The organism is Legionella pneumophila subsp. fraseri, assembly GCF_000586315.1.
GTDB classification, from domain to species: Bacteria; Pseudomonadota; Gammaproteobacteria; order Legionellales; family Legionellaceae; genus Legionella; species Legionella pneumophila_B.
Map to the genome: position 1 here is coordinate 1 of NZ_JFIM01000002.1, position 24,519 is coordinate 24,519.

A 24,519-nucleotide genomic window follows, 5' to 3' on the forward strand; every position below is an offset into this window, starting at 1 on the left:
AACACTCCAAGGCTGATTATAAAAATGGGATTTTCCCATCAGGTTGTTCATGCTTCGAGACGGTGCTTCGCACCTCCTCAGCATGAACGGATTAATATAATAATCCAATTAACAAGAAAGGTTTATGGATAATCGGAAGAGGGTTTGCATAACACCCCAAGGCTGATTATAAAAATGGGATTTTCTTATCAGGCCGTTCATGCTGAGGAGGTGCGAAGCACCGTCTCGAAGCACACTCGAATACAACAATGTCCATTGAAGTTAGGCTAACTCAATACCTCGTCGTTTCATTATCTTGTGTAAATAATAAGCTAGGAAATACATCAGAACACCAAGCCCCAAAGCACTAATGCCCATAATCAAATAATAATTTTTATAATAGGGCAAACTTTCAAGAGCAGAATTAATATTCTCTGGTATGGCGACCCAACCTGCAATTCGTCCTGAAATGGCATTGGACATGGAACTGGCTAAGTACCATACGCCCATAGCAAAGGCAATCGCACGCCCATCACAATACAAGCCGATCATGCTAAGACCAATGGCACTGACCCATAATTCAGCAATTGAGATTAAAATATAGGTCAAAGCAATGTAGTTACCATTCACTAATCCATTGATTGCATTTTGGGCAGCAAAGGCCATAACCAGTAGGGCGATGCCAGAGAGAATCGTACCGGCTGCAAACTGATAGGGAATCGTGAAACGTGAAAAGAATCTGTAGAAACGAGGGAGTTGACTTCCAATCAGTAAAATGAGCAAAGGATTTAGCATTTGGTATTGAGCAGGAGAAATTTTAAACCAAAGAAAACTCAGATCAGAATTGTTTTCTGCAAATAATACCAAAGTACTGTTCATTTGATTGTATATGATAAAAAATACTATGGCTTCTATTATCAACAATACAGCGATCATTTGTTTACTGCGAGTTTCTCCTTTAAGCATAATGGTTTTAATTAAAAACCAGAGAATTCCTATAGCACATCCTGCACCTATTAGCGTGCTGGCGATATAAACATGAGTATAAGCATATAAAGTAAGGGAATAGATAGCCGCTATATAAGCGACAAGGCGTAATAGACCTTGATTGGAAAATTTGGATTTATCCATTCCCCAAATAACATTACTATAAATGGAGTAACGCTTAGCAAAATTCAAGGCAGCGATGGATTTGCCAATAAAAGTCAAAGTGAGTACTGAAAGTGGGCCATAACGACTTTCCAGTAATACTGGCGCGATCATAGTTGCCAGTAGCGCTCCCACATTAATGGCCATATAATAATAAGTCATAGCGGATTTGGCTTTAATAGCATCATCGGAATAAATGTGAGAAACCATACTTGATGCGGTTCCCATTAATAGGGAGTTGGTTGCTGGAATAAAGGCAAAAGCCATGATAAATAATTGATCCCCAAGAGAACTAATTGTGTATCCACTTAACATGACCAGTAAATAAGCACATGCCAGCATGATGCTACCCAAAAGAATAGACCTTCTCACACCAATAATATTATCGGCCATATACCCGCCTAAAATAGGCATCAGGTAGCCTGTGGCTTGAGTTACACCAATGAAAGCGTAGGCTTTGGCTTGACTGTAACCCAACCCCTGGGCAATCAAGGGTCGAGTTAAAAATAAAACCAGAATTGTATTCAGAGCATAGACAGAAAACTGGCTCCAAAAAGTAATAAAAATAATATTATTGGTTTGTTTTTGACGAAGACTTAGTTCTGGAAGATAATTTTTAACTGCTTGAGAAATCAATTTCACACCTCATTCCGTTTTTTCTAAACTACGGTTCAAGATTATCACTTCTTGGCAAGAACCACATCAATAATATGAGTGTCATGGTAGGGAAAAGTAAATATCCTGCTGAAAAGCCGTTTAAGACGCTGAATTAAAAAATATTTTGGCAGCATACGTATCGATAGGGTATTAAGAAACCAGGTGCCCTCTATTCCAAACAGTGCCAATTCATCAATATTATTAAGGGTAATAGGTATTTCAATACGCTGATGATCCAAAATATTAAATTGATGTTGTTTAAATGCCAACAAGAGTTCTTCGCGATTTGCAGCAACGGTCGTATTTTTTACTATGGATTTATAGTAGTGACCAACAACTCGGCTTAAAATAGTATCCTGAGCGATAAAGTTGGCCAGTTGTTGTTGTGCTACAGGAAAAGAATCATAGGTTGTTGTGATCAAAGAGAAGTGACCATTGGCACGTGTCAAGTATTTCGCTTCATCAAAGAGCACATTGATAGGGATGTAAGCGTTAATAAAATGAGCCAGAACCAAGTCCTGACTATGTGCGGGCAAAAACTTGTTAGCTTCTGCAGCACTGCCTTCAATAGTTGTTAAAGGGAGAGCCTCGCTCGCTCGCTTTAACATTTCTGATGAAACATCAATGCCTGTGAAATCAGCTGTTGGCATTAAGTGATGTAATTTTTGCAAAAATGACCCATTGCCAACGCCCAGATCGAGGATTTTATAATGAGGTTTCAACCCCAAATGAAATTTCCTCATCTGCTCAATGGCGACATGATGGCTTTCACTAATTGAACCAAAACGATTAGCTGTCGCGTAATTTTCAGCGATTTGGTTATACATGGCCTTCAAGGACATGCAAAATTCCTGTTTAATACGATTTATCAAGTATATCCTTAAATGGGGGTAATTGGCGACTGTTGATTTTGAGAAATCTTTTGTTGTTGTATGACTTACTCAGTAGAAATATGATTTGTTTAATACCTGTGATTTTTATTGTATACTCCCGTATTTATAAAAATATACAAAGTCGCGATAGGAATTGATATGAGCAAAATTTATGCACCAAAGTCCATTGATTTATCAAGTTTTCAGCTTCCAGATGAAAAGCTTCAAACAAAGTATGGTCTACCAAATAAGGTGGAATTTTGCAAAAGCTGTGTTATTTCAAACCAAAGACCTAATTCTGCCGTAGAGTATGAACACAAGAAAGAATCAAAAAAAGATACTATTCATTTTGATGAAAAAGGTATTTGCGATGCCTGTCGAGTTGCTGAACGGAAAAAATCAACTATTGATTGGGAAGAGAGAGACAGACAATTGAGAGAACTTTGCGATCGTTTTAGAAGCAAAGACGGTTCCTATGATTGTGTTGTTCCCGGTTCTGGAGGCAAAGACAGTTTTTATGCCGCCCATATTTTAAAATATAAATACGGAATGACTCCTTTGACTGTGACTTGGGCTCCTCATATGTATACACCTTGGGGTTGGAGAAATTTTCAATCCTGGATACATGCTGGCTTTGATAATTATTTGTTTACTCCCAATGGCAGAGTTCATAGATTGTTGACACGACTTGCTGTTGAAAATCTGTTTCATCCATTTCAACCCTTTATGATTGGTCAAAAAGCTTATGCTCCTAAAATGGCTTTGTTGCATAAAATTAAACTGGTGGTTTATGGAGAAAATGAAGCAGAATACGGTAATCCTATAGGGGATACTGAATCTGCGAAAAGAGACTGGAAATATTTTACCGCAGAAGATAAAAGCAAAATCTTTTTAGGTGGTACATCTGTTCAAGAGTTAAAAAGCGATTTCGGTTTAAGTGACAATGACTTGGATGCTTATCTACCTGCTGATCCACAGCAAATTGAGGAACAACAGATCGAGGTTCATTATCTGGGATATTATCTGAAGTGGCATCCACAAAGTTGTTATTATTATGCTGTGGAACACGGTGGTTTTGAGGCTTCTCCAGAACGAACTCCTGGAACTTACAGCAAATATAATAGTATTGATGACAAAATTGATGATTTTCATTACTACACCACATTAACCAAATTTGGCATAGGAAGAGCAACCTACGATGCCTCTCAGGAAATACGTTCTGGAGATATTACTCGTGAAGAGGGTGTTGCCTTGGTTAAACGTTTTGATCAAGAGTTTCCTGAGCGTTTTGCTGAAGAAATCTTTAAGTACTTGAGTATTAATCCCAAAGAATTTCCAATTGCTTCACAAATGTTTGAGCAGCCAATTATGGACAGGGCTTATTTTATGGCTTTAGCGGATACTTTCAGATCTCCTCATTTATGGAAAAAGGAAGGCGAACAATGGATGTTGAGACATCAAGTAACTAATCGCGAAAAACAAACTAGAGATTATCTGGAGACCGTTTAATGGGTAATATCCGTTTGATTGCACGACTAGATATTAAAGGCCCTAATCTAATTAAAGGAGTGCATTTAGAGGGGCTAAGAGTTGTCGGAAATCCCAATGAATATGCTATGGCATATTATGCGCAAGGCGCTGATGAATTGATCTACATGGATACCGTTGCTTCCTTGTATGGACGTAATAATTTATCAGAAATTGTAAAAAATACGGCTGAAAATGTGTTTATCCCTATCACTGTTGGAGGAGGTATTCGCAGTGTCGATGATGTAAAACAATTGTTGCGTTGTGGTGCTGACAAAGTTGCTGTTAATACTGCCGCAACCAAAAATCCTGTTCTCATATCTGACATCGCCAGAAGATTTGGCTCGCAATGTATGGTCTTATCAATCGAGGCTAAGCGAGATACAAATGGACGATGGGAAGTCATGACCGATAATGGTCGTGAACACACAGGAATGGATGTTGTCGATTGGGCTCGTAATGGACAGGAGTTCGGAGCAGGTGAGATTCTCCTGACTTCTATTGATCAGGAAGGTACTCGTAAAGGCTTTGATCTGGAATTAGTGAAACAGGTTTCTCAAGCAGTTTCAATTCCAGTGATTGCAAGTGGTGGAATGGGATGTTTGGACGATTTGGTTGATGTTGTTTGTGGTGCTAATGCTGATGCAGTTGCCATGGCTGATGTATTACATTATAAGCGACTCAGTTTGTCAGAGATACGAAACCATGCGTTAGCTAAAGGTATTCATGTGAGAACAATATGAGTTCAGTTTCAATTGTAGATTATGGCATTGGTAATTTATTAAGCGTAGCAAGAGCTTTTTATTATTTTGATGCTCCAGTAAGGTTTGTTAATACTCCAGAAGAAATTATACGCGCTGATCGTCTAGTTTTACCAGGAGTAGGTGCTTTTCAAGATGGGATGAAGGGATTAACTGATCTGGATTTTATAGAACCCATAAAGCAATTCGTACGTAGTGGTAAACCTTTTCTTGGAATATGTCTTGGAATGCAGATGATGTTGACTAAAAGCATGGAGTTTGGTGAACATGATGGACTTGATTTAATAGCAGGGGAAGTAGTTAGTATTCCATTGCATGGAGCTGATGGCCAACGACATAAAATCCCTCATATCGGATGGAATAAATTGATTCCAACTCCTACTTGTGAAGATTGGTCTGGCACGATATTAAAAAATACCCCTGTCAATTCATCGGTATATTTTGTACATTCTTATATGGCTGTACCAAGCGACTCTACCAAGCGATTAGCTGATACTGTATATGATGGCCAGCCGATCAGTGCTGTGATAAAAGATGAAAATATTTACGGTTGCCAGTTCCACCCTGAAAAAAGTGGGGAAGTAGGGTTGGAAATTATCAAGCAGTTTTTACAAATTTAGGATGCAAGAATTGAGAATTTTAGCAATAATACCGGCAAGAGCAGGCTCAAAACGACTCCCCGGAAAGAATATTAAATTGCTTGCAGGAAAGCCGTTGATTGCTCACACCATCGATGCTGCTCTACAATCCAATTGTTGTGAGCAAGTTGTTGTTTCTACAGATAGTCAGGAAATAGCAGATATCGCAATTCAGCATGGTGCTTCAGTTCCTTGGTTAAGACCAGCAAGTCTGTCAGATGATTCTTCTAATGTTGAGGATGCAGTGATTGATTTGTTAAATAATTATAAAAAAATCAATGTGTATTTTGACAGTGTCCTATTATTACAGCCCACTTCTCCTTTTAGAAAACCTGAAACTATTAGAGAGGCTGTTTTAATGCATAAAGATATTGGTTATAGTGTCGTATCTATCAATAAAGTATATTTTAAACCTTCTTGGTACAGAACAGTTGATGCTCAAGGTAACTTGTGTTCTCCCAGTATTTTTAAAACCATTGATATTTCTGAAAGTGAACCAATTTATAAGTTGAATGGTGCGATTTATATAGCTACTACCAAACAATTAATTACTAACAAATCATTTTACAGTGATCCAACAAAAGCTCTGCTCATGGATAGTCCAATTGAATCTATCGACATTGATACGCCAATCGATTGGGCTCTAACAGAAAAATTAATGGAATTAAACCAAGAGGCTCTAGTATGACTTGTTTTATTATTGCTGAAGCAGGAGTAAACCATAATGGTGATCTTCAACTGGCTAAAGAATTAATTTATGCAGCCAAAGAGTCAGGCGCTGATGCAGTAAAGTTTCAGACTTTCAAAGCGGACTCCCTGGTGAATAAAACAGTAGAAAAAGCGGAATACCAAAAAAATAATGCTCCAGAATCTGCTACCCAGTATGAGATGCTCAAGGCACTGGAACTTTCAGAAGATGATCATTATGTATTAAGTGAATTAGCCAATTCACTCGGCATTGAATTTATGTCAACTGGTTTTGATGAACAAAGCATCGATTTTCTTATTTCCCTAGGGGTAAAACGATTAAAAATTCCTTCTGGTGAAATTACCAACATCCCATATTTACAGCATTGCGCCAGTAAAAAATTACCCTTAATCATTTCAACAGGGATGTGTGATCTGCAAGAAGTAAGAGTAGCTATAGACACAGTAAAACCATATTATGAAAACTCTTTATCAGATTATCTGGTTTTGTTGCATTGCACCTCTAATTATCCGGCATCTTATCAAGACGTGAATCTGAAAGCCATGCAGACATTAGCGGATGAATTTCAATTGCCAGTAGGTTATTCTGATCACACTTTGGGTATTTTGGTGCCAACTCTGGCAGTTGGTATGGGTGCGTGTGTGATCGAAAAACACTTTACAATGGATAAATCTCTCCCGGGACCAGATCATCTCGCTTCCATGAATCCAGCGGAAATGAAGAGTTTGGTGCAAGCCATCAGAGATACTGAAACTGTTTTGGGAAATGGTGAAAAAAAACCATCAGATAATGAGCTTCCGATAAGAGCCCTGGTTAGAAGAAGTGTTACTTTAAAATGTGATTTGCCTAAAGGTTCTCAAATCAGTAAAGAAGATTTGATCCTGCTAAGACCCGGAACTGGAATAGCACCGTCAGAAATATCAAAAATTATAGGCGCGCGATTAAGTATGAATTTGTCTGCGGGTACCACTTTGTTATGGGAACATATTGAAGCGTAATGACCAGAAAAATAATTTATGTTACAGGTACTCGTGCTGATTATGGGCTGATGCGAGAAGTACTAAAAAGATTGCACTATTCAGACGACATTGACTTATCGGTTTGTGTCACTGGCATGCATCTTGATGCTTTGTATGGAAATACAATTAACGAAATTAAGGCAGATCGGTTCTCAATATGCGGCATTATTCCAGTCAATCTTGCCAATACCCAGCATGGTTCTATGGCAAAAGCTATTGGTCATGAGCTTTTGGGATTCACGGAGGTATTTGAACGTGAAAATCCTGATGTCGTTTTATTGCTGGGAGATAGGGGTGAAATGTTGGCTGCAGCCATAGCTGCGGTGCATTTAAATATCCCTGTTGTACATCTGCATGGAGGAGAGCGTTCTGGAACCGTTGATGAAATGGTAAGGCATGCCATTTCGAAATTATCACATTATCATTTTGTTGCGACAGAGGCATCTAAACAACGCTTGATTAGAATGGGTGAAAAAGAGGAAACCATTTTTCAAGTTGGCGCTCCGGGTTTGGATGAAATCATGCAGTATAAAACGTCTGCACGTGATGTGTTTAATCAACGCTATGGGCTTTCTCCTGATAAAAAAATCTGCTTATTAATCTATCACCCCGTTGTTCAAGAAGTTGACTCGATTAAAATCCAATTTCAAAGTGTGATTCAGGCAGCACTCGCATCTAATTTACAGATTATTTGCCTTGAGCCGAATTCAGATACGGGTGGTCATTTTATTAGAGAAGTGATTCAGGAATATACTTATCATCCTGATATTAGAATTATCAAGCATCTACATCGCCCTGAATATATTGATTGTCTTGCAAATTGTGATGTGATGCTGGGAAATTCCAGTAGTGGCATCATAGAGGCAGCCTCATTTAACCTGATCGTAGTTAATGTTGGAAGCAGGCAAAATTTAAGAGAGCGAAGCGATAATGTCATTGATGTTGGTATCACTTATGATGCTATTTTGGCCGGCCTAAGAGAGGCGCTAAGTAAACCCAAAATGAAATACTCGAATTGTTATGGGGATGGGAAAACAAGTGAAAGGTGTTATCAATTGTTAAAAACCATCTCTTTGCATTCACAAATATTGAATAAATGCAATGCATACTAAATTGAAAATAATAGGATGTGGTGGGCACTGTAAAGTGGTGATTGATGCCTTATCTCTGACCCAGCACTCTTTGCAAGTTTCACTTTGCGATAGTAATAAGAGTTTGCTGGGTCAAGAAGTGTGTGGGATATTGGTTGATTCGACGATGGATGATTTAGCTGACTACGTTGGCTATGCGCACGTCAGTATTGGAAATAATCAGGTCAGAAAGAATGTTATAGATTTGATGAATTCCAAAGCAAACTTGTTTACAATTACTCACCCGGCTGCCATTATTGCAAAATCAGCGAGCGTAGGTGTTGGTTCTTTTATCGCAGCACAGGCAATACTCGGACCTGATTGTGAGGTGGGTGAAGGATGTATCATCAACCACAGCGCTGTTGTGGATCATGAAGTGATAGTTGGTTCGTATTCGCATATTGCGCCTAATAGCACCTTAGGTGGGCGAGTCAGGATTGGTGAGCGAGTTCTGATTGGAGCTGGAGCTGTTGTTTTGCCTGGCGTGACTATAGGAGATGGGGCAACAATTGGGGCTGGCTCAGTCGTTGTGAAGGATGTAAAAGAAAATACTGTTGTGAAAGGCGTACCTGCAGTCTAAAAGGAATAAAATGATTACTATCAAAGAGCTATATATACAAAAACAAGAAAATCTGAAAACTGCCTTGAGTAAACTGGATGTTACAGCTCAAGGTGTGTTATTTCTGGTAGATAGTGATGAGCGTTTAATAAGGACGGTTACAGATGGTGACATTCGAAGATTACTATTAAAAGGATTCGCATTAGACTCCACTTTAGAGGGGTTATCTGAGCATTCATCAAAAGCTTTACCCGTCTCTGCTACGATTCAGGATGCTTACCATTTAATGCAGGAATATGAATTAGATCATATTCCGGTTATCGATGAGAGTAATCGCCCCATACGCTTGATCCACCGGAGAGAACTCTCTTCCAATATCCTGCTGTCCTCACCTCATATTGGTGAGCATGAACAGCAATACGTGCAAGAAGCTTTTGCGACTAACTGGGTAGCCCCTTTAGGCCCCAATGTGGATTCTTTTGAAAAAGAAGTAGCGGAATACATTAATACAAAATCAGCTGTGGCTTTAAGCTCAGGAACAGCGGCTATTCATCTGGCATTGGTATTACTCGATGTGAAACCAGGGGATATTGTCTTCGCATCCAGCTTTACTTTTGTAGCCACAGTGAACCCTATTTTGTACCAAGGCGCGACACCGGTATTTATTGATTCTGATTTGGATACCTGGAATATGTCTCCAGTTGCTCTTGAGAGAGCATTAAGAGAAAGTAAAGCAAAAAATCAAATGCCGAAAGCAGTGATCATTGTTAATTTATATGGACAAAGTGCTAATTATGATGCTTTATGCCAATTATGCAATGAATATAATGTTCCAATTATAGAAGATGCCGCGGAGTCTTTGGGGGCTACTTATAATAACAAGCATAGCGGGACTTTCGGCAAGTTAGGTGTGTTTTCATTTAATGGCAACAAAATCATTACCACGTCTGGTGGCGGCATGTTGGTATCTGAAGACGAGAATCTGATACAAAGAGCAAGATTTTTATCAACTCAGGCTCGCGAACCAGTGCCGCATTATGAGCATACTGTGGTTGGGTATAATTATAGAATGAGTAATGTGCTTGCCGGCATAGGCAGAGGGCAGCTGAAAGTATTGGAAAAACGGGTTAAGGCAAGACGAGCTATTTTTGATCGATATAAGCAAGCCTTGGAATCTTACTCATTTATTGACATGATGCCAGAGATAAATAACGGATACAGTACTCGTTGGTTATCGACATTAGTTATTAAACCAACGCCATACAAGATAAGACCGGAAGAAGTCATAGAGCAATTAAAGCCGTTTAAAATCGAAGCAAGAAGAACCTGGAAACCAATGCATAGACAGCCTTTATTTGCAGGCTGTAAATATTACCCTCATGATGAGCAATTCAGCGTTTCAGATTACTTGTTTGATCATGGTATTTGTCTTCCTTCCGGGTCAAATTTAACTCCCAGAGATATTGATAGGGTCATTCATTGTTTGAATGATATTTTCAAATCTAAACAAAATGTTATAGAGGTTGTATAACGATTATGAATGAAAATAAAGTATTAAAAGAAACGGTTATTAAAGCAGGGGATATCCAGCCTCTTAAAACATATCTAAAAGATTTATGGCACTACAAGATGCTGCTGTGGGTTTTTACTGCAAGGGATATCAAAGTTCGATACTCACAAACACTCTTGGGTTTTGGCTGGATAGTGTTATCGCCATTAATTACCGTTGGAGTGTTTACGTTTGTGTTTGGATTTATGATCAAAATTCCCACAGATGGTTTGCCTTATCTTTTATTCTATTTAGTAGCCATTATTCCTTGGTATGCCTTTATGGCAATGATCAATTTAACTATGGGGTCGGTAGAAGGCAACTCCGGATTGGTAAATAAAATTTATTTTCCAAGGTTATTACTAGGAGGAACATACACTTTGTCTGCAGGGGTTGATTATCTTGTTGGATTCGGTTTAATTATAATTTGCGCCACCATTTATGATAAACTTAATTACCATTTATTCATAATATTCCCACTCCTATTTGCCATTCAAGCGATGTTTGCAATGGGATTGGGGTTGATGCTTGCTCCTTTTAGTACCAGGTACCGCGATTTGAAATTATTTGTGCCTCTAGCTTTGCAATTTTATTATTTCGCAAACCCGATACTCTACCCAATATCAGCCAGTCCTTCCTGGTTACGTTTGTGGTATGAGTTTAATCCCATGAGTATGGTGATTTGTGCATATAGAGATGCCTTGAAAGGGGGATGGCCAAACCCTGAGCAATTCGTATTTGGTTTTTCGGCTGCAATTTTAATATTTATTTTTGGATTTAACATATTTCGTAAACATGAACAATCATTAGTAGATGCATTATGAACTGGATTTTAAGAGTAGATAATTTAAGTAAAGTATATAGGTTAGGTGCTGGTGCCTCCGAGCATGGAACTATATATGAGCAAATATCAAAAAAGATTAAAAAAGCGTTAATCGGAGAAAAAAATACATCAAGTGTTGATGAAGAAAATACAAAACAGTCCTCTGCCAAAGCGGTTATTTCGGATGCACAAACAGAAGGGTTACCTCCCGGATATTTTTGGGCTTTAAAGGATATTAATTTACAAATCTCTCCTGGCGAACGCATAGGCTTAATAGGTCAGAATGGTTCTGGGAAAAGTACTTTATTAAAAATTTTATCGAGAATTACGACTCCTACTTCTGGTGAGTTTAGATATAAAGGTCATTTGATCAGCTTGCTTGAAGTAGGAACTGGTTTTCATCCGGAATTGACAGGACGTGAGAATATCTACTTAAACGCCGCTATTAACGGGATGACAAAACAACAAATTAATCTTCGTTTTAAAGAGATAGTTGAATTTTCCGAGTTAGGTAGTCAGATTGAAACACCGGTAAAGCGGTATTCTTCTGGAATGTATACGCGACTTGCCTTTTCAGTAGCAGCTCATCTTGAATCAGAAATATTACTACTTGATGAAGTTCTTGCAGTAGGAGATCAGGATTTCCAGAAGAAATGCAAGGAAAAGATGCTGGAAGTTGCAAATGATGGACGGACACTTATTTTTGTAAGCCATGATATGAAAGCTGTAGAGTCTATTTGTAAAAAAATTATAAAATTGTCTCATGGAACAATCGTTGAATTTAAAGACATCGGAATTAATAATGATGATAATTTAAATTCAGATAAAAATAAAAATTTATTGGTTTCAAATGAACATAAACAATCCACACCAATTGTATTGAATTCAGCACCTGATCTAAAAGAATCATTATGTGCAGAAAAAAGTTGGAATAATAATTTAGTTAATGCGCCTCAGATAAAAGATACAATCGTGATTTATTCACTGAAACTTTTGAATAACGTTGGGCAAGTTCAAGATAAATTTACAGTAAATGAAGACATCACTATTCAAATTCAATATGAGATTAAACGAAATAATTCCAGGGTAAATATTAGATTAGATATATCTTCATTGAGTGGTGTTAATTTATTTTCGACAATGAATAATTCATTAAATCCTCAACATAAATGCAGGAAAGCAGGATTTTATTCTGAGACGCTTGTTATCCCAAAAGAATTCTTAAATGAAGGTCAATTTTTAATTTCACTTGTTATAACAGATTTGGAAAATAATAGACCAGCGCTTGTTCGCCCAAATTGTTTATCAATGAAAGTCATCGACGATAAACTGCCTATTGGTGTCAGAGGAGATTGGTTAGGTTGTTGGCCAGATAGCTTACTAAGACCAAAATTGACTTGGAGCATTAAATCAGAGGAATCTTCTTCTGAATTAATTAGTCAGGAGTTATTAACAGAAGAATAGTAGTTATTTGAATAGTAGATATAATTTAAATTTTAAGGATGTAATATACATTGAATGAATAAAATTAGTATCCCTAAAAATACCTTATTATTTGTCCATATCTCTACTCATTTTAAAGAAATGATGCGTGTTGCTCGACTAATGAAGCAAAATGGAAATTTTCAACCTTATTTACTTTTTTATGCGGGATATGAAGGAGTTAAACGAGATATCAAGCATTGTCAATCAGAGGGAATTCAGTATATTACTTATTTTGATTCTCATGTATTACAATCTAAAAATAGTATTAAACAAAGAATAATACGACGGTCGTTTAAACTGATATTTAAAATTTTAGAAATTATCATTTATTTATTAAAACCTATTTTTTGGATTTTTAATGGTATTTCTCACTTACACAGAAAATTGGTTAGTATCTCAAACAATAAGATTTATTTAAAAAATAATAAATGGCTCATAATATTATTATCCCCTTTCTACTATTTATTTAAGTCTATTGCTTTGATTTTTAATGGTATTTTTCAACCCTATAGAAAATATATTAAGACTAAAAAAAATAAATTATTTTTTAAAAATGAGAATTGGCTTGCCTCTTTATTAATTTCTGTATACAAATTGGTATGGGACAAATTACCGTTTTTTTTACCAACAATTTCACGCTCTGCATACAAGTACAGTAATTATATTGATGAAATTTTAATGCAGTATGAAGTTAAATTATTAGTGTACCCTGAGCATAATTTATTTTATTTTACTCAACTGACTTCACACATTGGGAAAAAATACAATATTCCCTCTATTATTGTGCCATTCACAATTGCAAATACTAAGGAATGGGCGGAGGCTTTTTATAATGAACCAGCATGTTCTCTGTCTAAGTTTTATAATAAAATTATGTCCATCGCATTTCCTCATTGGGTATTTTCCTATAAAAACAAGCAAATTATTCTGCATGCTGATTTAATATTGCTTCATGAAATGTTTGGAGCTACACCTAAAAATCCTTGGTTGTTGAATAGTGGTATGATTGATTTTCTTGCCATAGAGAGTAATGCTATGAAGGAGTATTATATTGCTGCAGGATTGGAGGAAAACTACTTAAGATCTACTGGTGCCTTATATAATGATGAATTGTACTTAAAATTACAAAATGTTGACTTATATAGATCGAAATTATATCAATCCCTTGATGTGCAGCTCAATAAACCAATGATTCTGTGTGCACTACCTCCGAACCAATGTGAGAGCAGACTGGATGTCATTGAATTTACAGCTTATTCAGATCTGGTAAGATATGTGCTAGGGGAATTGGAGCAATATGCCAATGAATATAATATAGTCATTAATTTACATCCAAGGATTAATCCCTCTACTGTGGAGTTTATAAGTGATTATCCAGTCAAAGTATTTTATGGAGATGTAGCTGAAATAATTCCTTTAAGTTCTGTTTATGTAGCAACTTGTTCTGCAACTATTAGAATGGCTATTACCTGTGGGATTCCAGTTATTAATTATGATTTATATCAATATCGATACGATGATTATGACGATTTGAAAGGAGTTATTACCGTATTTAGTCGAATAGAGTTTGCAAGTACACTGAAAAAACTAATCAAAGAAGCAAATTATTATGAAGAGATAAGAGCAGCTCAGTTGAAAGATAGTACTAAATGGGGTTTGTTAGATGGAAAATCAGGCGAAAACTTATTGAGCGAAATTAACTTGCTCTTCACATAACAGTGATATAAAGAATGTATTGGCGAATGTATGAATGTCATAGATACTAAAATAAGCGAAATTAAAATTATTGAACCAAAGATTTATGGTGATGAAAGAGGTTTTTTTTACGAATCTTTTCAAGCCAAGCGATATGAGGAGTTATTAGGGATAACCGATCATTTTGTCCAGGATAATTTTTCAAGATCACAAAAAGGGGTGCTAAGAGGTCTGCATTATCAAAGTCAACAAACCCAGGGAAAACTGGTTTCAGTTTTAGCTGGTGAAGTGTTTGATGTTGCCGTGGATATTAGGTTAGGCTCCCCTACTTTTGGGCAATGGGTTGGAGTGATTCTTTCCGGAGAAAACAAAAGGCAATTTTGGATTCCTAAAGGGTTTGCCCATGGGTTTTATGTTTTGAGTGCTATAGCTGATTTCGCTTATAAATGTACTGACTATTATCATCCTGAAAGTGAGTTTTCCATTCATTATCTTGACCCGCAACTAGCAATTGATTGGCCCTTAGGAAATCAGGTTCAATTGTCTCCAAAAGACGCTGCAGGCAAGCCTTTAAGCCTAATAGATACTCAACTTTTACCGAGATATCAAACCTAAATGAAAATAATGGTTACAGGTGCTAATGGGCAAGTTGGTACCGAGATTGTCAAATTTTTTTCTTCTGAGTATGAAGTATATGCTTGTACTAGAGATATTCTTGATTGTTCCAAACCCGAACGGGTTCATGATGTGTTATCAGAAATCCAACCGGATCTTGTCATTAATGCAGCAGCTTACACGGCTGTAGATAAGGCAGAAGATGAACCTGATTTGGTTCATATCGTGAACACCGAGTTTGTCTGTCGCCTGGTGAATTATTGTAACCTGAAAAATATCCCCTTGATCCATTTATCAACTGATTATGTATTTGATGGAGAGAAGGAGGGTTCCTATCATGAAAATGATATTCCGCATCCATTAAGCACCTATGGACGTAGCAAATGGGAGGGGGAACAGGCTATTTTATCTCAACTTAAAAAGTATATTATTTTACGAGTTAGCTGGGTATTTGGTGAACAAGGGAAAAATTTTGTAAAAACGATTTTAAATTTGGCTTGCAGCAGAAAGGAATTGAATATCGTTTCTGACCAATGGGGAAGACCTACTTCAGCTCGAGATATAGCAAGGGTACTATTTGAAATAGTGCAGAAAATCAGCCACTCTTCCTTTGAATCTTGGGGCCTATATCATTATGCGGGACAGGGTGTCACTAATTGGTACGAATTTGCCAGCACATTTCTTAAGATAGCAAAAGATAAACAGCTGTCTTTGACTTTAAACAATCTAAATCCGATTAAGTCAGAAGAATATCCTACAAAGGCAATAAGGCCAAAAAATTCGGTACTTGATACAACAAAGATAGAAACAATATTGGGTATAAAAAGTTGCAGCTGGAAAAATGATTTGCCAGATGTCATCGACCATTTTACTAAAAAATAAGAATCACACTATGAAAAATCAAATGAACAATCTTTTGGTAACTGGATCTGCAGGCTTTATAGGAAGTAATTTTGTTCAATTTATGATTGATAAATACCCGGAAATCAAGATTGTCAGTCTGGATAAATTGACCTATGCAGGAAATAAAGCCAATTTGAGCGAAATAGAAGAATATCAAAATCACCTTTTTGTGCAAGGAGACATATTGGACAAAAATCTGGTGTTATCCTTACTAAGGGAACATGAGATAGATACTCTTGTCCATTTTGCAGCGGAATCCCATGTGGATAATTCCATTGATAATCCGCAAATATTTCTTGAAACCAATGTGATTGGAACTTTTACTCTGTTAGAGGCAGCAAGGATTTATTGGTTGAATGAAAGGCAATGGGATAAATCAAAGTGTCGGTTTCATCATGTATCCACTGATGAAGTGTATGGTTCATTAGAAAAAGAAGAGGCTGCGTTCACTGAAAAAAATTCATATCAACCTAATTCCCCCTATTCAGCGTCCAAAGCAAGTTCTGATCATATAGTCAGAGCTTATTACCATACTTATGGATTACCTGTTACCACTTCCAATTGTTCGAATAATTATGGGCCTAATCAGCATAAAGAAAAGTTGATTCCTAAGGTGGTGTATGCTTGTGTCAATCAGCTGCCTATTACTGTCTACGGTAATGGATCAAATGTTCGCGATTGGTTGTATGTCATGGATCATTGCGAAGCCATTGATACGGTTATTCAAAAGGGAATGGTTGGAGAGGTTTATAATATAGGTGGTAATAATGAACTGGATAATTTAAGTTTGATAAAAATGATTTGTCAGATGATGGATGATTTAAAGCCTATGAAAAAACCATATGACTCATTGATTACTTTTGTTGAAGACAGAAAGGGTCATGACAAACGATACGCCATAGACAATAGTAAAATTCAAAAGGAATTGGGTTGGGTTCCACAAGGTGATTTTGTTCATAAATTATCAAATACAGTTCAGTATTACTTAACACGATATGAGCACGAAATTAATGTTTAATAAATTGAAAATAATCAGGTAACATAGCCTTTATTTTAATGATCAGAAATAGCATGAAGTCTCACACAGAATTATTATCATGGAGTTTGCTTCAAAAAGAAGCAAAAAGAGTGCGTTTAAATTCAGATTCTCAACCACACGTTGTTCCGGATTCCAACAATTATGAATCGAGAAAACAGATCAATTGTATTGAGTACGACTATTCCAGGCAGAGAGTAAACAGAACCATCATTGATTTGCTTATCGATTTAGCTAATGAAGTCAAATTACCAGAAAAAATTGATAACTTAATCAATGGTAAAAAAATCAATATCAGCGAAAACAGGCCTGCATTACATACAGCACTGCGAGATTTAAGCAATAAATCAATCCTGATTGATGGGCTGGATATCATGTCTGAAGTGGTAAGTACCCGAGAAAAAATCAGAATGATATCTAACCGAATCAGGGAAAAGAAGTGGCTGGGTTATTCAGGGTTACCAATAACTGATGTTGTAAATATAGGCATTGGCGGCTCGGATTTAGGCCCTCGTGTATGTATCCATGCCCTATCTAATTATATTTCCAAAGAGTTTAATTACCATTTTATCTCAGATGTTGACCCGGCTAGTTTCAACGATGTTATTGCAAAAATTAATCCTCAAACCACCTTATTTATTGTTTCTTCTAAGTCATTTACCACAAAAGAAACGCTATTAAACGCCAGAAAAGCTTTTGCATTGTATGAGGTTATGACTTCTATCGATCAACATTTTATAGCTGTAACAGCTCATCCGGAAAGAGCTTATCAAATGGGTATTAAAACAGTGTTACCGATTTGGGATTGGGTTGGTGGTCGATTTTCTTTTTGTTCCGCAGTTAATTTAATTACTGCCATTGCAATTGGTTATGAACAATTTGTTGAATTGCTGGCTGGTGCCCATGATGTCGATACTCATGTCCAATTTACTGATTTTAAAAATAATATTCCTGTACTTATGGCTTTAATCGGTGTATGGAATAACAATTTTTTGAATATTCATAATTTACTTATTCTTACTTATTCAAAAAAACTGGAATACTTTGTTCCTTATGTACAACAGCTGGATATGGAGAGTAATGGAAAATCTATTGATGTGAATGGAAAAATGGTAGATTATGCCACTGGACCTATCGTTTGGGGTGGATTAGGTAATCAGGCGCAACATAGCTATTTTCAATTATTATGTCAGGGTACACATCGATGTGTTGGCGATTTTATTACTTTGAAAACTAATGATGAGCATGAGATTAATTCCATGTGTCATTATAAAATGAAAGTGTTAAGTGAGGGAATTCAAACAAATGAAAATCCTTATGGGTATATTCCTGGCAATATGCCAATGAATCATCTTATTTTGTCAGATTGTTCTCCTTATACATTAGGAGCGCTGGTGGCACTCTATGAACATAAAATCTTTGTACAAAGTGTGATATGGAATATTAACCCGTTCGATCAGCCCGGTATTGAAAGCGCCAAGAGTGCTCACAGAGAAATCACATTATCAAGCGAATCATAAAGGGGCAATAAATGCTATAAAATAGTTTAATTATTAAACTAAACTTTATATTTTATTGACAATATCAACGTATTTTAATGTATTACCGCAATAAACTTGATAATATTTAAGGCTGTTATTTGTTCAAAGAAAAATAGAGAGTAGGCTCGATATAATGAAAGGTATTATCCTGGCAGGTGGTTTTGGTACTAGACTGTATCCTCTGACAAAATCCATTAGTAAGCATATGATTCCGGTTTATGATAAACCAATGATTTATTATGCCATCTCTACATTAATGTTGGCTAATATCAGGGAAATACTGATTATTTCAACGGAGGAGCATCTTCCACTGTATCAAAATTTATTGAGTGATGGTTCTCAGTGGGGCATCTCATTTGCCTATCTTGTGCAAAATGAACCAAGGGGAATCGCGGAAGCATTCATTTTAGGCGAAAAGTTTATTGGTAATGATTCTGTTTGCCTGGTTTTGGGAGATAATATCCACCAGGGCAGAGGTTTTTCTGCATTATTACAAAACGCAAAATCAAAATTAAATGGTGCAACAGTTTTTGCCTATTATGTCGATAAACCCCAAGCCTATGGTGTGGTGGAATTCAACGAGAAATATCAAGTCCTATCCATAGTGGAAAAACCAGCACAGCCCAAATCCAACTATGCGGTAACCGGATTATATTTTTATGATAATCAAGTTATAGAAATTGCCAAGAGTTTAAAACCCTCTGGGAGGGGGGAGCTGGAAATAACTGACATCAATCAGTTTTATTTATATGAAAACAAACTGGATGTCCAGATTTTGGGAAGAGGTTTTGTCTGGCTGGATATGGGTACACCAGAAACCCTGTTATCAGCAAGTAACTATATTTGTACTATCGAACAGCGGCAAGGTTTAAAAATCGGATGCCCTGAAGAAATTGCGTGGCGTATGAAGTTTATTAATGATGATGAGTTACTATGCAGGGCTAGAGAGCTTAATAAAAGTAGTTATGGTCAATATCTTGCAGAACTGCTTAATCAAAAACGATTTTAAAAGCCATAGGTAAAATAGTGACAAAAGTATTAGTGACAGGCGCAACAGGTTTTATTGGCAGTAGCTTGGTTCCGGCTCTTATTGCTGCAGGGTATGAGGTTCGTTGTGCTGTGTGGCAAAAAAATCAATACATGGCTGTTGAGCAAGTTGAAATTGATAAGCTGGAGCAAGTAACGGATTGGTCAGAAGCTTTGGATGGAATTGATATCGTTATACATCTGGCTGCGCGAGTCCATATTATGAAAGAGGATACATCTTCCTCTCTGGAGGAGTATTGCAAAATAAACAGTATTGCCACAAAGAATTTTGCTGAACAAGCTGCAAAACACAAAGTAAAGCGATTTGTATTTTTAAGTACGATTAAAGTAAATGGCGAGGTGAGTTCGCCAGAGAATCCATTTTCTGAGAAAAATTCTGCCCAACCAAAAGACTCTTATGCTCAAAGCAAGTTGAAAGCAGAACTCTATTTACAAGAGGTTAGTGAACATAGTGAAATGGAAGTGGTTATCTTGAGGCCTCCACTAGTTTATGGGCCAGGAGTAAAAGCTAATTTTTTAAAATTATTGAGTATGGTGGAAAAAGGATGGCCATTGCCTTTTGCCAGTATAAATAATAAGAGAAGTTTTATTTTTATTGATAATTTGATTTCTGCCATTCTAACAGTAATGACACATCCTAAAGCAGCAAACCAACTTTATCTTGTGGCAGATAATGAATCTTGGTCTTTAGCTGATTTGTTATCCATGCTAGCCCAAAATATGAAAATCAATTTAAGATTGTATCGTTTCCCTGCTACTTTATTAGCCGGTCTATTCAAAGTTATAGGAATGGGCAGTTTAAATACTCGTTTGTTGGGTTCTTTGGAAATTGATAATTCGAAGATTATTTCAGAGTTAGGCTGGATTCCACCAGTCGACTCATGTGAGGGCTTAAAAAAAACAGCAGTTTGGTATCAATATGAATATAATGCTTAGTGTTTTTTTTATACTGTTATCTTTTCTTTGTACCAAACTATTTTGTGGTATTGCACAAAATTCAAAGCTAATTGATAAACCCAATGACAGAACTCTGCATTTGAAACCAACGGTGAGAGGCGGTGGTATTGTATTTATTGGTTTGTCTTTGTTAATTATACCTTTTATTTGGTATTTTACAGGTATGCTTTCTTTTTATAAAGAATCGGTGTTTTTATTGTTGTGCATTCTTTTAATAGCTGGGGTCAGTTTTTTTGATGATATATACGATCTTCCTATCAAGATTAGGCTGGGAGTACAATGTATTGTCGCTTTCATTTTGGCTGTATTCATGAGACCAGAAAAACTGGATTTTATACTTTTTTCGTTGAATCATGGCTACATCATAATTCCGTTCATTTTTTTCATGGTTATCTGGGCCATAAATCATTTTAATTTTATGGATGGTCTGGATGGCTTTTGCGCGTTACAGGCTATTTATTTGCTTGCCTGCTATTTTATTTTATTTAATGTACATCATGCCCTGGCTTATCAGGAATTTTGTTGGATTTTAATATGCAGTTTAGTTGGATTTTTAATTTTTAATTTTCCTCCAGCCAAGTTATTCATGGGGGATGTAGGTAGTGCTTCATTAGGGTTAATCATTTTCTCAATGGCATTAATCGCCCAACAAAAATATCAAATCCCTATAATTTATTGGTTTATGCTAAATAGCCTTTTTCTTTTTGATTCTACAATCACTTTATTGCGACGAATTGTGAATAAAGAGCAGTGGTTTGCCCCACACAGGAAACATGCATACCAGAGGTTAAAACAATTTGGAATGGACACCCGTTTCATATTGCTTGCTCAATTACTAATAAATGGATTCATTGGATGTTTGGTGTTCTTGAGTTGGACACAAAAAGTGACGATATTATGTGCGTTATTAATGTTAACACTGATTTTATTTGGTTATTATTTTATTGTTGAAAGAATATACCCGATGCATTTTCAAGCATCTTAACCCACAACTGTATCCGCTTCCTTACGGTCGCGGCTCGGTTTCGTGTCATTATAAATCCGAGCCGCGACCGTAAGGAAGCGGATGTGTAACCCCAGCATGAGCAGTAAATCAATCGCAACTCTGGTATTTCACTATGGGTATATATTATCAAGACATTAGTCTTGATTGTCTAACGCCCTAGAAAACAAAATAAATAAAAGGTTTTGTTGGTGAGAACATGAATATCATCAGCATCAACATGCCGAAGATATAGCTGCATTTTTTAATCCAAAGTGGCTGAAGTGAGGAAATAGTTTGAGTTTCAAATTTCTTTACCTGTGGTCCAATAAAACATAATGCGCATAATGCAAGTAAACCTAATACCGAATCAGTGTAACCAGTTGAAGAACGATTGATAGCAATTTCTTTTGCTATTCCTATTGGATTAAACATTTTTGCAATCAACGTGTAAGCTTGGTCAAAAGAATTGGCTCTAAAGATAACCCATCCAACAACGACACATAAAAATGTAAAAGCAATAGATGCTATTCGATGATAGTTATTTGCCAGGGCAATATTTTTGTTTTTAAATTTATTACGATAGATATGGTATATAGACAACAACATCCCATGATAAGCTCCCCAGATAGCATAATTCCAGGAGGCTCCGTGCCATAATCCAGCAATGAACATTGTGGCTATTAAGTTATTAACTGTTTTAATTAAAGTTCCTCGACTACCGCCAAAAGGAATGTATAAATAATCTCTAATCCAGAGTGAGAGACTGATGTGCCATCGTTGCCAAAAATCACTGATATTAACTGCGTTGTAAGGATGATTGAAATTAAGTGGCAGCTTTATATTGAAAAATAAGGAAACCCCTCTTGCAATATGGGTATAACCCAGAAAATCAAAATAAATTTGTACGGTAAACGCAATGGCAGCAAGCCATGATTCAAGATGAGTTGCGTTTTGATAATTGTTAAATACGGAATCTACAATAGAGGCGACTCCGTCTGCTATGACTAATTTAAAAATAAAACCGTATAAAACCAGTCTTAATCCTTCATTAATTCGGGAGAACTCTGGTAGCTCAATAGTGCTTTCATATTGTTGATAAATTTCTTTATAACGGACAATGGGCCCTGAAATCAGGTGGGGGAAATACATAATATAAAAATTATAATTTAACCAGTTGCTTGCGGGTTTTTCTCCTCTGTAGATATCTACAATGTAACTGATCGCTTCGAAAGTATAAAATGAAACTCCTAAGGGCAGGATGATATGAACCGCTTTGGGTATTGGTAAATCGATGCCAATAAGAGCACCTAGCGTGTTTGCGTTGTCCAAAAAAAAGTTGGCGTATTTGAAATAGATCAAAATCGAGCAATTAATTAAGATAGATAGAGTAAGAAACAGCTTTTTTAATTGCTTAGATGTCGTATTATGAATTCTGTTCCCTAAATAATAATCTACAGAGGTAGAGAAAAGTATGATACTAATCAGCGGAACACTCCATGTGCCATAAAACACATAACTGCAAATCAAGATAAAATATTTTCGATAATAAGCACCTATCAAGAAGAAGACAGCTAATGAGAGGCTTAAAAATAAAATAAATTGAAAGGTTGCAAAGTTCATGATTTATCCTCATGAGATTTTTTCATGTAATCATATATTTCTGCATCCAGATAACCCTCCGGATAGATATAATCCTTGTTTAGGATTTTATTTGCTAGAAGTTTGGTTACTTTTGATGCACCGAGAACATTCATATGAACCGGATCTTGAAAATTCTCCGGGTCTTGTAATTCTTCGAATAAATTGACGAAAGCAATTTTTTTCTTCTCTGCAAACCGTTTAATTTTTTCAACGATTAACTGATTTTGGGGCACATTGAGCTTGTCATGAACTTTACGCATTAATGGTTGGTATAATGGCATTAGAACAAGAACTACTTTAGTTTGATGGTTATTGAATTCATCTATGAAACTCTCTAGCCTGTCTGTACCTAATTGATAATGAATGTAATCTCTTTCATAAGTTTTCACCATGGCATTGTATAAATAATCAGAGTTAGCAGACTCAGAAGTCATGACATTAAAAATAGGTGAAAAACCTACTACAGACACGGGTTGATGATTATAAATTAAATTGGTTAATCGTGATTTTGATGTATGCAATAATGTCTTATCGCTGTTATTAATTTGCTGATGGTAAAAATTCAGTAATCGTAAAAAGTAGAACTTGCTTGCCAATTTACAATATATTTTTGTAGAAATCGCATGTGTATCCTTTATTTCACAGCGAGTATAGTAATCAGAAACATTATCATCCCATAATTTTAAAGGTGTTTTGCCTGCAGGAGTGGGCATAGAAAAGTTGTCAACATTAAGTATATGCACAGGTACATCAATAATAACCAGTTTTGGATTTACCTTTCTTTTTAGAAGATATTTATAGAGCGCTAATTGCTCTTCCAGATTTCCCCCTTCAAGCCCTAAATTATAGGTAGGGTATGCTATAGACAGTTTTTCTGCCAGGGATGATGAAAAAAGCTCTGGATAAAAATTTCTTGCAATAATTGAGTCACCTATTCCAACAATACCACCATAGATTGTGTCCGCTATTAGAAATTTTTGATCACGATTAAACCAGCTTCCAAATGGGGCAATAGATGTGACCGCTACCCATCTGGAAAATAATTCAATTGGGATAAATACAATAGTAAATAAAAATAAAACCAGCAGTAATTTTTTTAGCAAATAGGTGCGATATGTCTTTAATTGATTCATAGTGAGGAGATATACTGTTTTAATTAAATTGACAAAGAGTTACTATTGCATTTTACTAATAAAAACTGTCAATTCATTAGCTTTGAATTGGTTTTATGAATATAAATTG

General features: G+C 36.2%; 22 protein-coding genes. 18 read left to right on the forward strand and 4 right to left on the reverse strand.

The features are described from left to right. Window positions 1-261: 261 nt before the first annotated feature. The gene (locus CC34_RS0102540; protein WP_028379090.1) at window positions 262-1,770 is read right to left on the reverse strand and encodes a peptide MFS transporter; all 1,509 of its coding nucleotides are present in this window, start codon (window positions 1,768-1,770) and stop codon (window positions 262-264) included. Window positions 1,771-1,808: 38 nt separating this feature from the next. Further along, window positions 1,809-2,627 (reverse strand): class I SAM-dependent methyltransferase, encoded by an 819-nt coding sequence (locus CC34_RS0102545; RefSeq protein WP_028379091.1) that lies wholly within the window; start codon window positions 2,625-2,627, stop codon window positions 1,809-1,811. A gap of 189 nt (window positions 2,628-2,816) precedes the next feature. Between CC34_RS0102545 and CC34_RS0102550 the strand changes: the two genes are divergently transcribed. The 18 genes from CC34_RS0102550 (at window position 2,817) to CC34_RS0102635 (ending at window position 21,636) form a co-directional block, all read left to right on the forward strand. After that, window positions 2,817-4,166, forward strand: coding sequence for an N-acetyl sugar amidotransferase (locus CC34_RS0102550; protein WP_028379092.1), 1,350 nt, complete (start codon window positions 2,817-2,819; stop codon window positions 4,164-4,166). Beyond that, window positions 4,166-4,927 carry a glycosyl amidation-associated protein WbuZ gene (wbuZ, locus tag CC34_RS0102555; RefSeq protein ID WP_028379093.1) on the forward strand — a complete coding sequence of 254 codons (762 nt, stop codon included), beginning with the start codon at window positions 4,166-4,168 and terminating at the stop codon, window positions 4,925-4,927. Before CC34_RS0102550 ends, wbuZ begins: the two co-directional genes overlap by 1 nt. After that, entirely contained in the window at window positions 4,924-5,565 is a 642-nt protein-coding gene (gene hisH, locus CC34_RS0102560; protein ID WP_028379094.1) for an imidazole glycerol phosphate synthase subunit HisH, read from the forward strand. Before wbuZ ends, hisH begins: the two co-directional genes overlap by 4 nt. 1 nt (window position 5,566) lies before the next feature. After that, entirely contained in the window at window positions 5,567-6,271 is a 705-nt protein-coding gene (locus CC34_RS0102565) for an acylneuraminate cytidylyltransferase family protein (RefSeq protein WP_269456700.1), read from the forward strand. Then, window positions 6,268-7,290: a N,N'-diacetyllegionaminate synthase gene (gene legI / locus CC34_RS0102570; protein WP_028379096.1), complete on the forward strand. Its 1,023-nt coding sequence runs from the start codon at window positions 6,268-6,270 to the stop codon at window positions 7,288-7,290. The genes CC34_RS0102565 and legI overlap by 4 nt, the downstream gene beginning before the upstream one ends. Further along, entirely contained in the window at window positions 7,290-8,423 is a 1,134-nt protein-coding gene (neuC, locus tag CC34_RS0102575; protein WP_028379097.1) for a UDP-N-acetylglucosamine 2-epimerase, read from the forward strand. The genes legI and neuC overlap by 1 nt, the downstream gene beginning before the upstream one ends. Further along, window positions 8,413-9,021, forward strand: a complete 609-nt coding sequence (locus CC34_RS0102580; RefSeq protein ID WP_028379098.1) for an acetyltransferase — start codon at window positions 8,413-8,415, stop codon at window positions 9,019-9,021. Before neuC ends, CC34_RS0102580 begins: the two co-directional genes overlap by 11 nt. Before the next feature lie 10 nt (window positions 9,022-9,031). After that, window positions 9,032-10,531 carry an aminotransferase class I/II-fold pyridoxal phosphate-dependent enzyme gene (locus tag CC34_RS0102585; protein ID WP_028379099.1) on the forward strand — a complete coding sequence of 500 codons (1,500 nt, stop codon included), beginning with the start codon at window positions 9,032-9,034 and terminating at the stop codon, window positions 10,529-10,531. A gap of 5 nt (window positions 10,532-10,536) precedes the next feature. Next, complete coding sequence (locus CC34_RS0102590; protein ID WP_028379100.1) at window positions 10,537-11,373, forward strand: ABC transporter permease; 837 nt, start codon at window positions 10,537-10,539, stop codon at window positions 11,371-11,373. Next, on the forward strand, window positions 11,370-12,836 hold the full coding sequence (locus tag CC34_RS0102595) for an ABC transporter ATP-binding protein (RefSeq protein WP_028379101.1): 1,467 nt from the start codon (window positions 11,370-11,372) through the stop codon (window positions 12,834-12,836). Before CC34_RS0102590 ends, CC34_RS0102595 begins: the two co-directional genes overlap by 4 nt. 54 nt (window positions 12,837-12,890) lie before the next feature. Then, window positions 12,891-14,573 (forward strand): hypothetical protein, encoded by a 1,683-nt coding sequence (locus CC34_RS0102600; protein WP_028379102.1) that lies wholly within the window; start codon window positions 12,891-12,893, stop codon window positions 14,571-14,573. Window positions 14,574-14,603: 30 nt separating this feature from the next. Beyond that, on the forward strand, window positions 14,604-15,167 hold the full coding sequence (rfbC, locus tag CC34_RS0102605) for a dTDP-4-dehydrorhamnose 3,5-epimerase (RefSeq protein ID WP_028379103.1): 564 nt from the start codon (window positions 14,604-14,606) through the stop codon (window positions 15,165-15,167). Further along, the gene (rfbD, locus tag CC34_RS0102610; RefSeq protein WP_028379104.1) at window positions 15,168-16,049 is read left to right on the forward strand and encodes a dTDP-4-dehydrorhamnose reductase; all 882 of its coding nucleotides are present in this window, start codon (window positions 15,168-15,170) and stop codon (window positions 16,047-16,049) included. After that, on the forward strand, window positions 16,009-17,088 hold the full coding sequence (gene rfbB / locus CC34_RS0102615) for a dTDP-glucose 4,6-dehydratase (protein WP_032833071.1): 1,080 nt from the start codon (window positions 16,009-16,011) through the stop codon (window positions 17,086-17,088). Before rfbD ends, rfbB begins: the two co-directional genes overlap by 41 nt. 53 nt (window positions 17,089-17,141) lie before the next feature. Further along, window positions 17,142-18,626 (forward strand): glucose-6-phosphate isomerase, encoded by a 1,485-nt coding sequence (gene pgi, locus CC34_RS0102620; RefSeq protein WP_028379106.1) that lies wholly within the window; start codon window positions 17,142-17,144, stop codon window positions 18,624-18,626. A gap of 154 nt (window positions 18,627-18,780) precedes the next feature. Further along, a complete protein-coding gene (gene rfbA / locus CC34_RS0102625) occupies window positions 18,781-19,656 on the forward strand; it encodes a glucose-1-phosphate thymidylyltransferase RfbA (protein WP_028379107.1) in 876 nt (291 codons plus the stop codon). A 17-nt stretch (window positions 19,657-19,673) separates the two neighbouring features. Continuing rightward, on the forward strand, window positions 19,674-20,630 hold the full coding sequence (locus CC34_RS0102630; RefSeq protein WP_028379108.1) for an NAD-dependent epimerase/dehydratase family protein: 957 nt from the start codon (window positions 19,674-19,676) through the stop codon (window positions 20,628-20,630). Continuing rightward, the gene (locus CC34_RS0102635) at window positions 20,614-21,636 is read left to right on the forward strand and encodes an MraY family glycosyltransferase (RefSeq protein ID WP_028379109.1); all 1,023 of its coding nucleotides are present in this window, start codon (window positions 20,614-20,616) and stop codon (window positions 21,634-21,636) included. The genes CC34_RS0102630 and CC34_RS0102635 overlap by 17 nt, the downstream gene beginning before the upstream one ends. Window positions 21,637-21,813: 177 nt before the next feature. Here CC34_RS0102635 and CC34_RS0102640 read toward each other — a convergent pair whose 3' ends face one another. Both CC34_RS0102640 and CC34_RS0102645 read right to left on the reverse strand, forming a co-directional pair. Next, window positions 21,814-23,256 carry an MBOAT family O-acyltransferase gene (locus CC34_RS0102640; RefSeq protein WP_028379110.1) on the reverse strand — a complete coding sequence of 481 codons (1,443 nt, stop codon included), beginning with the start codon at window positions 23,254-23,256 and terminating at the stop codon, window positions 21,814-21,816. Continuing rightward, the gene (locus CC34_RS0102645) at window positions 23,253-24,410 is read right to left on the reverse strand and encodes an SGNH/GDSL hydrolase family protein (RefSeq protein WP_028379111.1); all 1,158 of its coding nucleotides are present in this window, start codon (window positions 24,408-24,410) and stop codon (window positions 23,253-23,255) included. The genes CC34_RS0102640 and CC34_RS0102645 overlap by 4 nt, the downstream gene beginning before the upstream one ends. Window positions 24,411-24,519 lie beyond the last annotated feature (109 nt).